This is a genomic window from Archangium lansingense, assembly GCF_026626635.1.
GTDB lineage: Bacteria > Myxococcota > Myxococcia > Myxococcales > Myxococcaceae > Archangium > Archangium lansingense.
In genome coordinates, this window is record NZ_JAPNKA010000001.1 from 8,958,061 (window position 1) to 8,971,821 (window position 13,761).

Annotated in this window: 15 protein-coding genes; 7 read left to right on the forward strand and 8 right to left on the reverse strand. The window is 68.6% G+C overall.

All coding sequences use genetic code 11. The annotated features are described in order from the left end of the window. Positions 1 to 24: 24 nt before the first annotated feature. Together mazG and rpsT are read left to right on the forward strand one after the other, a co-directional pair. On the forward strand, positions 25 to 1,203 hold the full coding sequence (mazG, locus tag OV287_RS35420; protein ID WP_267538455.1) for a nucleoside triphosphate pyrophosphohydrolase: 1,179 nt from the start codon (positions 25 to 27) through the stop codon (positions 1,201 to 1,203). Positions 1,204 to 1,317: 114 nt separating this feature from the next. After that, positions 1,318 to 1,593, forward strand: coding sequence for a 30S ribosomal protein S20 (rpsT, locus tag OV287_RS35425; protein ID WP_267538456.1), 276 nt, complete (start codon positions 1,318 to 1,320; stop codon positions 1,591 to 1,593). A gap of 16 nt (positions 1,594 to 1,609) precedes the next feature. Here rpsT and lptE read toward each other — a convergent pair whose 3' ends face one another. The 4 genes from lptE to OV287_RS35445 all read right to left on the reverse strand — a co-directional run bounded on the left by lptE (position 1,610) and on the right by OV287_RS35445 (position 5,785). Then, positions 1,610 to 2,152 carry an LPS assembly lipoprotein LptE gene (gene lptE, locus OV287_RS35430; protein WP_267538457.1) on the reverse strand — a complete coding sequence of 181 codons (543 nt, stop codon included), beginning with the start codon at positions 2,150 to 2,152 and terminating at the stop codon, positions 1,610 to 1,612. 31 nt (positions 2,153 to 2,183) lie between these two features. Further along, a complete protein-coding gene (locus OV287_RS35435; protein ID WP_267538458.1) occupies positions 2,184 to 2,735 on the reverse strand; it encodes a hypothetical protein in 552 nt (183 codons plus the stop codon). Between the two features lie 33 nt (positions 2,736 to 2,768). Continuing rightward, positions 2,769 to 5,267 (reverse strand): leucine--tRNA ligase, encoded by a 2,499-nt coding sequence (leuS, locus tag OV287_RS35440; RefSeq protein ID WP_267538459.1) that lies wholly within the window; start codon positions 5,265 to 5,267, stop codon positions 2,769 to 2,771. 134 nt (positions 5,268 to 5,401) lie between these two features. Beyond that, positions 5,402 to 5,785, reverse strand: a complete 384-nt coding sequence (locus tag OV287_RS35445) for a response regulator (RefSeq protein WP_267538460.1) — start codon at positions 5,783 to 5,785, stop codon at positions 5,402 to 5,404. A 195-nt stretch (positions 5,786 to 5,980) separates the two neighbouring features. On the opposite strand from OV287_RS35445, the gene OV287_RS35450 reads away from it, so the two are divergent. Together OV287_RS35450 and OV287_RS35455 are read left to right on the forward strand one after the other, a co-directional pair. Further along, the gene (locus OV287_RS35450; protein WP_267538461.1) at positions 5,981 to 6,838 is read left to right on the forward strand and encodes an Fpg/Nei family DNA glycosylase; all 858 of its coding nucleotides are present in this window, start codon (positions 5,981 to 5,983) and stop codon (positions 6,836 to 6,838) included. Between the two features lie 53 nt (positions 6,839 to 6,891). Beyond that, complete coding sequence (locus tag OV287_RS35455) at positions 6,892 to 7,548, forward strand: hypothetical protein (RefSeq protein WP_267538462.1); 657 nt, start codon at positions 6,892 to 6,894, stop codon at positions 7,546 to 7,548. Between the two features lie 43 nt (positions 7,549 to 7,591). Here the strand turns inward: OV287_RS35455 and OV287_RS35460 are convergent, their stop codons facing one another. Then, positions 7,592 to 8,071: a cupin domain-containing protein gene (locus OV287_RS35460; RefSeq protein ID WP_267538463.1), complete on the reverse strand. Its 480-nt coding sequence runs from the start codon at positions 8,069 to 8,071 to the stop codon at positions 7,592 to 7,594. A gap of 45 nt (positions 8,072 to 8,116) precedes the next feature. On the opposite strand from OV287_RS35460, the gene OV287_RS35465 reads away from it, so the two are divergent. The 3 genes from OV287_RS35465 (at position 8,117) to OV287_RS35475 (ending at position 10,208) form a co-directional block, all read left to right on the forward strand. Further along, entirely contained in the window at positions 8,117 to 9,028 is a 912-nt protein-coding gene (locus OV287_RS35465) for an alpha/beta hydrolase (protein ID WP_267538464.1), read from the forward strand. 33 nt (positions 9,029 to 9,061) lie between these two features. After that, entirely contained in the window at positions 9,062 to 9,304 is a 243-nt protein-coding gene (locus OV287_RS35470; RefSeq protein WP_267538465.1) for a hypothetical protein, read from the forward strand. Positions 9,305 to 9,431: 127 nt separating this feature from the next. After that, a complete protein-coding gene (locus tag OV287_RS35475; protein WP_267538466.1) occupies positions 9,432 to 10,208 on the forward strand; it encodes an alpha/beta hydrolase in 777 nt (258 codons plus the stop codon). A gap of 18 nt (positions 10,209 to 10,226) precedes the next feature. Here OV287_RS35475 and OV287_RS35480 read toward each other — a convergent pair whose 3' ends face one another. From OV287_RS35480 to OV287_RS35490, 3 genes are all read right to left on the reverse strand, one after another. Next, a complete protein-coding gene (locus OV287_RS35480) occupies positions 10,227 to 11,387 on the reverse strand; it encodes an ATP-grasp domain-containing protein (RefSeq protein WP_267538467.1) in 1,161 nt (386 codons plus the stop codon). An 84-nt stretch (positions 11,388 to 11,471) separates the two neighbouring features. Beyond that, positions 11,472 to 13,292, reverse strand: a complete 1,821-nt coding sequence (locus OV287_RS35485; RefSeq protein WP_267538468.1) for a hypothetical protein — start codon at positions 13,290 to 13,292, stop codon at positions 11,472 to 11,474. Next, on the reverse strand, positions 13,292 to 13,756 hold the full coding sequence (locus tag OV287_RS35490) for a hypothetical protein (RefSeq protein ID WP_267538469.1): 465 nt from the start codon (positions 13,754 to 13,756) through the stop codon (positions 13,292 to 13,294). The genes OV287_RS35485 and OV287_RS35490 overlap by 1 nt, the downstream gene beginning before the upstream one ends. Between the last annotated feature and the right edge of the window lie 5 nt (positions 13,757 to 13,761).

A 13,761-nucleotide genomic window follows, 5' to 3' on the forward strand; every position in this document is an offset into this window, starting at 1 on the left:
CTCGCCCGGGGAGGAGAAGGAAGCATGAGTGCAGCAGGGGAGCAATTGGACAGGTTGGTGGAAATCATGGCCCGCCTCCGTGCCCAGGATGGTTGTCCATGGGACAGAGAGCAGGACCTGCGCTCGCTTCGCCCCTACCTCACCGAAGAGGCCTTTGAGGTCCTGGACGAGATGGACCGGGTGGCCGAGGGCGGCCCCTGGCGCGCGCTGTGCGAGGAGCTGGGGGATCTGCTCTTTCAGATCGTCTTCCATGCCCGGCTCGCCGAGGAGCTGGGGGAGTTCTCCATGGCGGACGTCTCGGCGGCGATCAGCGACAAGCTCACCAGCCGCCACCCGCACGTCTTCGGAGAGCGGCAGGCGGATGGCACCCCGCAGCCCCTGGCCAACTGGGCCAAGCTGAAGGCGGAGGAGCGCAAGAAGAAGACGGGCCGCGAGGGCTCGGTGCTGGACGGCGTGCCCACGGGCGCCCCAGCCCTGCTGCGTGCCGAGCGCCTCACGGAGAAGGCCAGCCGCATCGGGTTCGACTGGCCGAGCATCCAAGAGGTACGCGCCAAGCTGGACGAGGAGCTGGGGGAGCTGGACGCGGCCATCGCCTCGGGGAACCGGGACGAGTTGGAGCACGAGCTGGGCGACGTCCTCTTCTCCCTGGCCAACGTCGCGCGCTTCATCCAGACGCCGGCCGAGGACGCCCTGCGGATGGCCAGCCGACGCTTCACCACGCGCTTCCAGCACATCGAGTCCGCCCTGCGCGCGGAAGGCATCCCCCTGGGCGAGGCCACCCTGGAGCACATGGACCGCCACTGGGACGCCGCCAAAAAGGTGGAGAAGTCTCTGCCACCCCCCATCCGCGTCCCCCGTGCACCCCTCGTGGCGCTGCGCCTACCGGTGGCCGACCTCGGCGCCCAGCAGGCCTTCTGGGATCGGCTCGCCCCGCTCCTCGGTTGGAGCGCGGAAAAGGGAGCGGCCGACGAGGCGGCCTATGGGGACGGGATGTACAGGCTCGTCTTCACCCCCGGCCCGAAGACCCCCTCCCCCCCCTCCGTGACCTTCGGGGCCCCCTCCGCCGAGGCCGTGGAGCGGCTGCGGACCCTCCTGGAGGGCACCTCCCCCGGGTGCGTACTGGACGGAGGGGCCTCAACGGGGCGGATCACCTTCCAGGATCCCGCCGGGCTGCGTTGGGAATACGCCTTCGGAGCCGGCTGATTGATGAGACTCGGGCGTCCAGAAGGTGGCACGGATCACGCAGGTCTTGACGCTCGGTAAGGCGCCGAAGTAGGTACGGCCCCTCTTTTCCACAGAAGTAAGCTGGAGATCACCTTGGCCAACACCAAGTCTGCAGAGAAGCGTAACCGCCAGGCCCAGAAGCGCCGCGCGCGCAACATCAACGTCCGCACCACGGTGAAGGATGCCGTGAAGAACCTGCGCGACACCCTCACCACCAAGGACACGGCGAAGACCGGGGACGCCCTCAAGGCCGCCACCCGCACGATCGCCAAGGCTGCGTCCAAGGGCGTCATCCACAAGCGCGCCGCCTCGCGCCGCATCTCCCGGCTCGCCAAGGCCACGAACCGCGCCAAGGCCGCCGCGAAGTAGTCAGTCGTCGCGTCCCTCACCAGCTACTGGCCAACCGGTCGTATCCCTCGCGCATCAACGTCTCTGCGAGACGGTGCAGCGCGGACTGCCGGTTGGCCTCGACCTCCAGGACATCGCCGGACACGCTCGCCGTGCCCGGAAGGAAGTCTTCCGTCCCGGAGACCTCTGCCGTCGCCACCACCTGTCCGTCCCGCTTGAGCTGCAGCAGCACCGTCGCGGAAGCACGGTAGCTCGCCAGCTGCGGAGGGGCGCTCTGCGTGTTCCCCTGAAAGACGGGCTCGGCGATGGCGGTGGGCATACTGCCCACGCCCAACACCACGCCCTCCAGGGTGGCCTCGCAGGCCCCCGTGCCGCCGAGCACCCCGGCGCGCACCAGCTCCTGACGCATGCTCCGAGTGAAGAGCAGCTCCAGGCCCGGCTCCGCCGTGTTGTTGCTGAAGACGGGCGCGCAGACCGAGCGCACCCCTCCAGGCAGCCCCGTGCCCCGAGGCGTGAAGCGATAGCCGCACCCAGCAGCCGACAGCAAGAGGACCCACCCCACCACGCGCATACGGGACATGGCGCCCACACTAGCGGCGCGATCCCCACGGTCAAGCGGGAGGGGAACCCCCGTCCTCGCGCACCTCTACCCCGCGTGATCGCACCACGTCCGCGAGCGTGAGCCAGGCGGAACGCAGGCGCTGCTCCACGGAGGAGCCACGCCGCACGGTCCCCAGGTCCCAGCGCGTCTCCACCTCGCCGGTGGACTCCAGGACGAGCGTGTAGCGACGCCCGGAGAGCGCGAGGGCCACTCCCACCAGGGCCAGCAGGCCGAGCAGCACGCGCACCACCTGCGGCACAAAGGGCAGCACCACAAGAGCGCCGACGGTGAGGGCCAGGGCCTCGTAGCGCAGCCGGTGCACCAGGGAGAGGCGGCGCAGGCTGGGCAGCTCGAGGAGGAAGGGCGTGGCGGAGCCTCCCGGATGAAAAGAGAGGCGGTTGCCCTCGCCCACGAGGACGCGCCCGCCCGGGAGCTCCGCCGAGAGGAAACGGTCCGCGGAGGAGCCCCGCCCCGAAGGCAGAGGGGCCTCGGGCAGCTCTCCCCCGCACGCGGCGCAGCGGCCCGCCCCCGCCCGCTGGGGACGGCCGCATTGCTTGCACATGACGAGGACCTCGGTCGGCACCGGGCTCCCGTCTCAGCCGACGACGAAGTTCACCAGCCGCTTGGGGACGAAGACGAACTTGCGCAGCGTCTTGCCTGCCATGGCCGCCTGCACCCGCTCGTCCGCCTCGGCCGCGGCCCGCACATCCGCCTCGGCCGCGTCCGCCGGCACGCGGATCTCCGCGCGCAGCTTGCCGTTCACCTGCACCGCGTACGGAATCACGTCGTCCACCACCAGGGCCGGATCGAACTCCGGCCAGCCCTGCGTGACGGTGAAGTCCTTCGCACCGTAGGACTCGGCGATCTCATCGGCCAGGTGCGGAGCGAACGGAGTCAGCACCACGGACAGGATGCGCACGGCCTCGGCCATGGCGGCCTTCTCCGCGGGCGTCTCCGGCGTCCCCAGCGCGTACAGCGCGTTCACGTACTCCATGGAGCCGGCGATGGCCGTGTTGAAGGACAGGCGCTCGATGGCCTCCCCCACCCGCTTCAGGCACTTGTGCGCGGCCCGGCGGATCTCCAGCGCCTTGCCCTCATAGGCCCCGTCATGCGTGGCCCCGGCCACGCCCTGGTGCTGCACCGCCAGCGTCCACACCCGCTTCAGGAAGCGGAACGCGCCCTCCACCTGATCGTCGGACCAGTCGAAGTCGCGCTCGGGCGGGCCGGCGAACAGCACGTAGGTGCGCGCGGTGTCCGCGCCGTACTTGTTCACGATGGAGGCTGGCGCCACCACGTTGCCCCAGCGCTTGGACATCTTCCGCCCGTCCGGGCCGTTGACGATGCCCTGCGTCACCAGGCGCTTGACGGGCTCGTCCACCGGGCTCAGCCCCAGCAGCTTCATCACCCGCGTCCAGAACCGGAAGTACAGCAGGTGCATCACCGCGTGCTCGGGGCCGCCCACGTACACGTCCACCGGCAGCCAGCGCTGGGCCTCCTTCGGCTCGATGGGCGCCTGGTCGTAGTGCGGCGACAGGTAGCGCGCGAAGTACCAGCAGGAGTCGACGAACGTGTCCATCGTCTCCGTCTCGCGCCGCGCGGGGCCCTTGCACTTGGGGCACGTGGTGTTGACCCACGAGGGCACCTTCGCCAGGGGCGGCTCGCCCTTGCCCGTCAGCACCGTCTGGGTGTCGATCTCCGGCAGGCGCACCGGCAGCTGCTCCAGCGGCACGGGCTGCCCCTTGCGCTCGGGATCGCACTTCTCGCAGTAGACGATGGGGATGGGCGTACCCCAGTAGCGCTGGCGGCTGAAGCCCCAGTCCTTCTGGCGGTACGTCACCTTGGGCTCGCCGCGGCCCTCGGCCCGCAGCTTCTCGCCCATCTTCTTGCGCGCCTCGGCCGACGGCAGCCCCGAGTTCTCGCCCGAGTCCACCAGCACGCCGTCCTCGGTATACGCCTTCTCCAGCGCGTCACCCGCCGGCAGCTTGTCGCCCGAGGCCGGCTGCACCACCACCTTCACGGGCAGGGCGTACTTGCGCGCGAAGTCGAAGTCGCGCTCGTCGTGCGCCGGCACGCTCATCACCGCGCCCGTGCCGTAGTCGGACAGCACGAAGTTGGCGATCCAGATGGGCACCGGCTGGCCGGTGAAGGGATTGATGGCGTGCGCCCCGGTGAAGACGCCCTCCTTCGTGGCGCCCTCGGCGGTGCGGTCCGTCTTGGAGATGGAGGCCATCTTCTTCACGAAGGCCTCCACCTCGGCGCGCTGCGCGGGCGTGGTCACCTGCGCCACCAGCTTGTGGTCCGGCGCCAGCACCACGTAGGTGCAGCCGTAGATGGTGTCGATGCGCGTGGTGAAGACGCGGATGCGCGCGTCACTGCCCTGCACGTTGAAGTCCGCCTCCACACCCTCGGAGCGGCCAATCCAGTTGCGCTGCATCGAGGTGATGCGCTCGGGCCAGTCCTTCAGCTCGTCCAGGCCGTCCAGCAGCGCCTGCGAGTACTTCGTGATCCGGAAGGACCACTCGGGCAGCTCCTTGTCCACCACCGGGGACTCGCAGCGCTCGCACGTGCCGTCCTTCACCTGCTCGTTGGCGATGACAGTCAGACAGCCCGTACACCAGTTCACCTTGCTAAAGCGGCGATAGACCAGCCCTCGCTCCAGCATCTGGATGAAGAACCACTGGTTCCAGCGGTAGTACTCGGGCTCGCTGGTGTTGACCTCGCGCGTCCAGTCGTAGCTGTAGCCCAGCGAGCGGATCTCCTTCTTGAAGGAGTCGATGTTCTCGCGGGTGCGCACCGCCGGGTGCACGCCGTCCTTGATGGCCGCGTTCTCCGCCGGCAGACCAAAGGCGTCCCAGCCCATGGGGTGCAGCACGTCGAAGCCCCGCATCTGGAAGAAGCGCGCGTAGACATCACCGATGAGGTAGTTGCGCACGTGCCCCATGTGCATCTTGCCGCTGGGGTACGGAAGCATCTCGAGGATGTACTTCTTCGGAGCCCCGGGGCGCTTGCCCGCCCGGAACACACCCGCCTCTTCCCAACGGTTCTGCCACTTCTGCTCGATTGCCTGCGGCTCGTAACGCTCGTTCATGGCCATGACGTGGTGCGTCTTAGTGGGACGTCCGTCCCCAAGCAACAACAGACGCCCGGGTCCGTCTCCCTCTGACGCCTGCTCCCCAGGCACGAGGGGCCAGAGGTCGGCTCGACAACAAGCGCCCGCTGGGCTGGCCGCTACTCCAGGCGCAGCAGGCTCTTCACCGTGTCCTGCACCACCTTGGACTGCACCGGCTTGACCAGATAGGCGCTGGCCCCGAGCGCCATGGCGCGCTCGCGATCCTCAACGGCAGACTCGGTGGTGATGACCACGATGGGGACGGTGCGGTACGCGTCCGTCTGCCGGATGTGGCGGATGAGCTTGAGCCCATCCATCAACGGCATGTTGATGTCCGTGAGGATGAGATCGTAGCGGCCCAGGGTGAGCTTCTTGAGGCCCTCGGCCCCGTCCTGCGCCTCGTCGGTGTGGAGCCATGAGCCCAACCGCTGCAGCGCGTACATGAGACTGCGCCGCATCGCCTGAGAGTCATCCACCACCAGCGCCCGGATCTGCTGCGTCATGGCGCCGACCATAGCACCGCCCGGCGTCCGCGAGGTTGGAGAACCCAGGTCGCCCCCTGCTGCGGCACGGGCACCTGCATGCAGTCGTACTGGCTCCCAGGAGAATACTCGCGGGTCCCTCCCATAGCGGCCGGCCGGGCGGGCGCGCCCGAAATCCGACGAGACAGGTCATGCACTCCGCGTTACCTCAGAGGAATGCCTGAAGGGAACATCATCCATCGTATCGCCCGGATTCACGGCCAGTGGCTCGTGGGGCGGAGCTTCATCGCGGACTCGCCCCAAGGGCGTTTCTCAGCGGATGCCCGGCTCCTGTCGGGACGGACACTCGTGAGTGTGGACGCGCATGGCAAGCACCTCTTCCACCACTTCGAGGGCGGCGTACGGCTGCACATCCACCTCGGCCTCTTTGGCAATCTGAAGCACTTCCGCTCTCGGGCTCCGCCCCCCTCCTCTGCGTGCCGGCTGCGGCGCTCCTCGCCCCAGGCGTCACTCCACCTCGCCGGGCCTCAGGCTTGTGAGCTGCTCAGCCCCGAAGACGAGGCCACCCTCCGCTCCCGACTGGGGCAGGATCCGCTGCGCCCGGATGCCTCGCCCTCGCGAGCCTTCGAGGCCCTCCGCCGAGGACGCATTCCCCTGGCGGCCGCGCTGCTGGACCAGGAGCGCATCGCAGGCGTGGGCAACATCCTGCGCGCCGAGGCCCTCTTCCTCGCGCACCTGCCGCCCTTGCGCCCCGCCTCGGAGTTGAGCCTCGTGGACTTCGAGCGCCTGTGGGAGGCCCTTCGGCTGCTGATGGAGGACGCGGCCCGCGACGGGCGCATCGTCGCGCCCCATGCACCCCCGGCCCCCTGGGAGACTCCCGGCAAGCGCCGCGAGGATCGCTTCAGCGTCTACGAGCGCGGGGGCCAGCCATGTCCTCGGTGTGCCTCGCCCATCTCGCGCGTGGAGCTGGCCGGACGCGGACTGTTCTTCTGCCCCGGCTGCCAGACTCCAGGCGCACGTGGGAGACCGGCTCGCCGCCCTCGAGCCGCCCCGTCTGGACGCGCTCGTCCCTGAGCGCCCCGACTGTTCTCATGCACCGGGGTCTCCGGTCGGATACAAACCCTCTCATGTTCCGCCGCACCGCCCTCGCCGCCTTCAGCCTCTCGCTGGCTGCCTGCTCCACCCCACAGCACAACACCCGGGAGGTGCTCCAGCGCACCGATACCCGCTTCTTCATCCGGGAGCAGTGCCAACCCAAGAGCACCGCCTCTCTCTCCCAAGCCCAGGTCACTGGGCTCGACGAGCTGCCCGCGTCCCTTCGCGACCGGCTCCTCGCGGACCTCCCCGTGGAAGCCACCGGGAGCAGACCGTTCATCCAGTGCCAGGATGTCGCCGCTCGGCTCCTCGAGGACCGGCTTCACGCACTCTGCTGGCCGGAAGCGCGCGTGACGTGGCAGCCGGAGACCGGGACCGTCACACCACCTCCCCAACCCCGGCTGAGCGTCCAGCTCGGGACGCGCTACCAGGTCGACGCCATCTGGGTCGTCCAGGGCAAGAACGCAACGGTGCCAGCGTCGCGCATCATCAAGGCGGCGCAGAGCGCCCTCCCCAAGGACAGAGCGTGCACGGCCCGCACGTTCGAGGACATCCGGACCCAGGTCTCCAAACTCGGGACGTTCCACCGGGTGCTCGTGGCCCCGGGCCCACCGGGCAGCGAACACAAGGTCCCCGTGGTCATCGACATCAGCGAGAAGACTCCTGTCCCCCAGACACGAGGGAAGTGAGCCACACCCGGCTGTTCTCGCGGCGAAAGTGGCCCTGTCCCCCTCAAGTGGAGGAGCGGGAGAGCAGGCGGAACAGCTTCGCATGCTCGGGATAGCGGGCGGCCAGGTCCTCGCCTCGGGGCATCTCCCAGTCCGCGAAATCGAAGCCGGGGCCCACTGTGCAACCACACAACGTGTAGTCACCTCGAGGCAGCGCCGCCTGCAGCACCCCAGCCGGCACGAGCACCTGCGGCAGCTCACCTCGGGTCACATCCCGGCCCAGGCTCACCGTCTCCATGCTGCCATTCTCGTTGAGCAGATACATCGTCAGCACGTGCCCATCGTAGAAGTGCCACAGCTCGTCTGAATTCACCCGGTGCCAGGCCGCGAACGTGCCTCGCGGCAGCAGGTAGTACATGGCGGTCCCCACCGAGCGCGCGCCTCGCGGTGTTTCCACCGGCACCGTCGAGCGCCACGTCTCTCGGTAGAAGCCCCCCTCGGGATGAGGCGCCAATCCCAGTGTCTTCACCAACTCTTCGACCATGGGACCAGTGTAGCGCCACCATGGCGTGCGATACGCTTCGTCACAATGCCTCAGCCATTTCCTCAACAGCGGAGGCTTCGCCTCGTCGCGCTCGTCCTCGTCCTGCTGGGCCTGGGCTGGGCAGGCTCTGGTGCGGTGGTGACGTGGCGGCTCACGCGCAGGGCTCGGCCTGTCTTTCCCGAACCAGCTCCAACGCTCGCCCGAGGTGCCATCGAAGCGCATCGGCTCGTCACGGCTGATGGCCTCGGGGTGGGCGCCTGGCTGGTGCGGGGAGAGCCCGGTACGCCCTGCGTGCTGATGCTGCATGGCAACGGAGGCTCGCGAACCTCGCTGCGCTCTCTCCTCGAGCTACTCGCCGGACAGGGGCATTGCGTGCTGGCCCTCAGCCTCCGCACCCATGGGGACTCGGAGGGCGAGGTGAATGACCTCGGCTGGAGTGCCCGTCAGGACGTGCTCGCCGGCATCGCGTTCCTCGAGCGCGAAGTGCCGGACCGTCCGAGGATCGTGTTCGGCACCTCGCTCGGGGCCGCGGCCGCCATCTTCGCCTCGCGGGAGGTGGGCTCCCGCGTTCAGGGGTACGTGCTCGAGTCACCCTACCGGGATCTGCGCACCGCCGTGAGCAACCGACTGGAGAGCTACCTGCTGCCCGGGCTCGACAGGCTGGCCTTCCACAGCATGTGGCTCTTCGGGGACGCCTTGCTGCCCGTTCCCGCGGAGCAGCTCCGCCCGCTCGACCATGTGGTCGGCATCCCCCAGGAGGTACCCGTGCTGTTCCTGGCGGGGGCCAAGGATCGTCACGCCCGCCTCTTCGAGGTGGAGGACCTCGCCGGACGCATCTCCTCTCACGCCCGGCTGGAGGTGTTTCGCGAGGGCCATCACGGGACGCTCCGGGACTCCGAGCCCGAGCGCTACCAGCGGCATCTGCTGGAGTTCGTGCGCTCCTCCGTGCGACGGTGAGCCATGCGAAAACACATCCCACGATGGGCTTTGATGCTGCTGGCGCTTTCGCTCACGGGCGCCATCGCCGTCATGCTCACCTCGGTGGAAGAGCGACACCTCTTCAGGATCCACTCCAAGTACGGATGCACGATCGACACCGCGGTGGATAGCAGGCCTCGATTCCTGTCAGTGGGAGGAATGTCGGGCCATGGCCAGTTCACGCTGCCTTGCGGACAGTCCACGACGCTCGAAGACATGAGCGACGACATTCGCTTCGAGTGCGTCTGTGAATAGCTCACGCACCCTCTGACGGACGACCCTCACCCCAACCCTCTCCCAGAGGGAGAGGGGCCTACCCCGGCTGGCGCATGGCGAACGGCCTGTCTATCGTGCTCCCTCACCACCGAATTCAGCAGCGGCCATGGGACACGTTCACATCATCCGAGACTTCCCCTCCCCTCATGAGGGCCGCTCCCGCACCGTTCGCATCTACACGCCAGATGCCTACGACTCCGCCCCCGCTGGCCACCGCTTCCCCGTCCTCTACATGAACGACGGGCAGAACGTCTTCGCCCACCCAGAGTCCGCCTTCTACGAGACCTGGTGCGCCAACCTCACCCTCGAGCAGCTGGTGCGCTCCGGCAGCATCGAGCCGTGGCTCATCGTCGCCGTGGACTCCACGTCCAATCGGCTCGCGGAGTACTCGCCCTGGGACGAGCCGCGCAGCAACATCCGCGCCCAGGGTGAGCCCTACGTCCACTTCCTCCTCGATACGCTCAAGCCCTATATCGACCGCGTCTACCGGACTCGTCAGGGCGCCGAGTGGACGGGCGTGATGGGCTCCTCCCTCGGCGGTCTGATGGCGCTCTACCTCGGCAGGAGGTACCCGGAGCTGTTCGGCCGCATCGGGGGCCTGTCTCCCTCGGTCATGTGGGGGTGGAACCGGCTCTTCTCGGAATGGACGAGCCACTCCCGGACCTGGTCGCGCATCTACCTGGACGCCGGTGCCGAGGAGACCATCGATCCCGTCGGCTACACCATGTACTACGGCGAAGCCACGCGCGACTTCTACCACCACCTCAAGCGCCTCGGTTACGCCGACCACGAGCTCCACCTCGTGCTGGAGCCGGGTGGCCAGCATCACGAGCTGGCCTGGCAGCGGCGCCTGCCCTTCGCCATGCACTGGCTGCTGCGCTGAGCAGGCCGGGCGCCTCGCTCAGGACTGCGCCTGGATGAAGCGCAGTGCATCCATCATCGCCGGCAGCTCCCGGTGGCGGGTGAGGTACATCTCATCCCCCAGGGCACTTTGATAGACGGCGGGCATCTCGCGGTGCAGGAGCAACGCCTCACCGAGCCGGCTCACCACCTCCTGGTGGCCATGGCGGTACTGGCGACCGGAACGCCGTGCCACATGACACACGTGGTACTTGGGCTCGTAGCGGAAGCCTCGCACGTCCTCCCCGGCGAGCATCCGTCCCCAGAGGCGGTACACGTCGATATCGCACGCGTAGTTCATCATGTCCGGCAGGTAGGCCCCGGGCGGACGCAGGTTGGCTTCCAGCGCGACGTAGCTCCCGTCGGCGAGGCGGAAGAACTCGAGGTGGAACCAGCGCTCGCGCAGGCCGAGCGCGGCCACCGCCTGGCGCCCCAGTGCGTCCAGCGCCGAGGGAATCTCCTTGAGGCTCCAGATGGCCAGGTCGCGCCGCTCGAGGACCGTCTCCATGATGCCGTCGCTGTACTCGTGGCTGAAGACGAAGACGATGTGGCCGTCCCGGTCCACGAGCCCGTCGTAAGTGACGATGGTGCCGCGAACAAAGGCCTGCGCCACGTAGCCAGCCAAGGACTCACGAAACGCGGCATCCACCTCGGCGTCACTGGACACCTTGAAGGTGCGAGCGGCGCCGACTCCCACGTCGGGCTTGATGACGAGGGGATAGCCCACGCGCTGGGCGAAGGCCTTCACACCGCTCGCATCCCGGACGGGAATGGCATCGGGGTGCGGGACGCCCGCCTTCTTGAAGAGGTCATGCATTCCCAGCTTGGAGCGCAGCCGGGCGATGTCCGCTGGCAAGAGGCCTGGGACGTGGAAGTCCTCACGCAAGCGAGCCTCGACCTCGAGCCATGTCTCGTTGAGCGAGTCGATGCGATCGATGCGGCCGTGGCGCCAGGTGAAGTAACCGACGGCACGCAGCAAGGCGTTGTAGTCATCGAGGCGGGGCGTGAAGAAATACTCGGAGAGGGCCTCGTGCAGCTCGGGCCGGAGGGCGTCATACGGGGCATCGCCAATCCCCAGCACATTGACCCCATGCGCTCGCAGAGCCACGACGAAGTGGAAGAACTGGGGTGGGAACTGGGGGGAGATGAAGACAACGTTCATGGCGGCATTTCCGGCGGGGTGGATGACGCGCTCCCAATGCCGCTCGATAATGACGCAGAGCGGCAAGGAAAGTGAAGAGGGAGCTCAGGGGCAACCGCACCACGTGTTCGCCAGTTCCCCCGATGTGCCCGGCCCCGACTGATAGAGGTACGGGCCTCCCGAGAGGTAGTGGCACAGGGGCTCCGCCGACGTGTCATAGCTCGCCGGGCTCGTCCCCACTCGCAGGTGCCGGCGGGCAAACTCAGAGCAGACCTCGCAGGCCGCCGCCCGCGTCGGCGCATCGAGCGACACGTCCGAGGCCCTCGCCCGCAGCGCCTCGAGCCCGTCCGAGGAGCTCGTCCGGCACCAGTCCGCCGAGTGCCCCCGGTGGAAGACGCGTGCGAGCGCCAGCGCCCGCTCCCCCGCCTCGGGCAGCGTGTCCGGCGTGGACGGCCACGGCAGCACCGGATCGATGTACGAGGCCAGCACGCCCCCACTCGCGTACTCCCCATTGGGCTTCGCCCCCAGGAAGGACCCGAAGCGCCCATCCGCCAGCTCCGTGCCCTCGGGCCGCTCCTTCGCCAGCAGCCGCGTGAGCGAGACGATGCGCTGCATCTCCAACCGGAACTGGTTCTTCAGCCGCGTCGGTACCGGCACCTCGCCCGTCTCGTGCGCCACCGTGGGGATGATCCACCCCACCACCCGCGAGTCCAACCCGAGCGTCACCTGCTGGCCGACGATGCGGAACTGCACCGCCGCCGCCTCCAGCATCGACCGGTTGGTAGCCCGCTGCCCGAAGCACTCCGGGCCCGTCGGGTCCAACGTCCGCAGCCCGTCCGCCGGAGCCCCCAGCGCACCGTGGTTCTCCCCCGCCGCTGCGTACACCTCGCGCATCCCCGAGACGGCGCACGACAGCAGGCGCTCGGACTGCGGTGCGTACGTGCTCCCCTGCCCCAGCAGGTGCAGGTAGTCATCCCCGATGGCTGGGTAGCGGGCGCCCCCCGGACTGACGAACTCGACCGATGGGTGCGGCGCGCAGAGCGCGTCGTTGACGTCGTAGCTCGTCCACTCGGGCAGCCGCTGCAGCACCCCGCGTGCCCCGTGCAGCAACCCCGAGGCGAGCGCGATGAGCACCGCCTTGTCTCTCGGGTCATCCCCTCCGCTGGGGAAGTCCGAGAGCTCCGGCGAGCCCCAGCGCTGCCACATGTGCCCCATGCTCCAGGCATCCTGCAGGTAGTGGTGGCCCACCGCCTCCAGCGCCAGCGCCTCGGTCTCGCACGCGCGGAGGTAGTCCCCGTAACGGCCACCCGCCGCGCCCAGTGCATCCTTCATCGCCTTGCACTCCCTCGCCCGAGCGAGCGCCAGCCCGTGGTAGTGCGCGTAGAAGCGCCCGGCCTGCGGCACGAAGTGGTTCGAGTTCACCGGACCCATGTGCGTGGCGAAGTCATGGCACTGCGTCGCATCCGCACCGATTCCCGGCAGCGGGCACGTCTCGTGGCCCGTGGCCCAGTCCCACAGCGCGTACGAGAAGTCCGGGAGCTGCGCCAGCTCGCCGGGCGTGAAGGCGCGCACCTGCACCCGCGCGGTCTCGGCAAAGGGCACCGGCAACAGCGAGGTGAGCTGCTGCCCATCCACGTTCAGCGGCTGGCTCGAGGTGAAGACGCGCAGCCGCGCCGTCGCGGAGGTCTCGGCCGGCAGGCCCGCCTTCTCCCGGGTCAGCTCCCAGAGTTGACGGTGCTCGTCGAGCTCACCCACCCAGCGGTGGCGCGCGGTGTTCGGGCCTGCTGCGGGCGCGCAGTAGGAACCGGAGCCCCGAGGGTACTCCCCCACCTCCTTCGTTGGGTCCTTCTGCTCGTAGCAGACGGACTCCCAGGCAGCGGCGGGCAGCGACAGCAACAATGCCGAGGACAGGAGAAGCTTGCGCATCACTTGCCCTCCAGCAGCGAGCGGACGCCGGGGAAGCAGTCCGGTTGGAGGAAGAAGGTCTGCTCGAAGGCGGAGAGCGGCTCCTGTCCCTTGTCACGGGCCTGGGCGTAGGCCTCGGCGCAGGCCGCGGGGCAGCACTCCTTCTCCTGCCAGGGCTTGGAGGTCTTGCACTGGGGCACCGCCGCCACGCACTCGTCCAGAGAGCGCGCTCCGGGCTGGAAGCAGTAGGTGACGAGGTCGGAGCAGGCGCCCAGCGCCGTCAGGGCATCGCTGCCTGTTGGATCAAGCTGAAGACCGCCCGAGGGCGTCTTGATGAGGACAAGGTTGCCGGTGTCCAGCTTCGGCAACGGGAGGTTTGGGAGATCCACCTTCGGGAGCTCCGGGAGCTGAAGCTTCCCGTCCTCGCAGGCGAGTCCCACTGGGAGCATCGCCACGAGAAGCACTGCACGGAGGATGCGGAGCAAGTCAC

Coding starts and splice junctions, on each gene's coding strand:
- OV287_RS35445 (WP_267538460.1), bottom strand. CDS start 5,785: ATGACGCAGCAGATCCGGGCGCTGGTGGTGGATGACTCTCAGGCGATG.
- leuS (WP_267538459.1), bottom strand. CDS start 5,267: ATGGCCATGAACGAGCGTTACGAGCCGCAGGCAATCGAGCAGAAGTGG.
- OV287_RS35460 (WP_267538463.1), bottom strand. CDS start 8,071: ATGGTCGAAGAGTTGGTGAAGACACTGGGATTGGCGCCTCATCCCGAG.
- OV287_RS35455 (WP_267538462.1), top strand. CDS start 6,892: ATGTTCCGCCGCACCGCCCTCGCCGCCTTCAGCCTCTCGCTGGCTGCC.
- OV287_RS35475 (WP_267538466.1), top strand. CDS start 9,432: ATGGGACACGTTCACATCATCCGAGACTTCCCCTCCCCTCATGAGGGC.
- mazG (WP_267538455.1), top strand. CDS start 25: ATGAGTGCAGCAGGGGAGCAATTGGACAGGTTGGTGGAAATCATGGCC.
- OV287_RS35480 (WP_267538467.1), bottom strand. CDS start 11,387: ATGAACGTTGTCTTCATCTCCCCCCAGTTCCCACCCCAGTTCTTCCAC.
- OV287_RS35470 (WP_267538465.1), top strand. CDS start 9,062: ATGCTGCTGGCGCTTTCGCTCACGGGCGCCATCGCCGTCATGCTCACC.
- lptE (WP_267538457.1), bottom strand. CDS start 2,152: ATGTCCCGTATGCGCGTGGTGGGGTGGGTCCTCTTGCTGTCGGCTGCT.
- OV287_RS35435 (WP_267538458.1), bottom strand. CDS start 2,735: ATGTGCAAGCAATGCGGCCGTCCCCAGCGGGCGGGGGCGGGCCGCTGC.
- OV287_RS35450 (WP_267538461.1), top strand. CDS start 5,981: ATGCCTGAAGGGAACATCATCCATCGTATCGCCCGGATTCACGGCCAG.
- OV287_RS35485 (WP_267538468.1), bottom strand. CDS start 13,292: ATGCGCAAGCTTCTCCTGTCCTCGGCATTGTTGCTGTCGCTGCCCGCC.
- OV287_RS35465 (WP_267538464.1), top strand. CDS start 8,117: ATGCCTCAGCCATTTCCTCAACAGCGGAGGCTTCGCCTCGTCGCGCTC.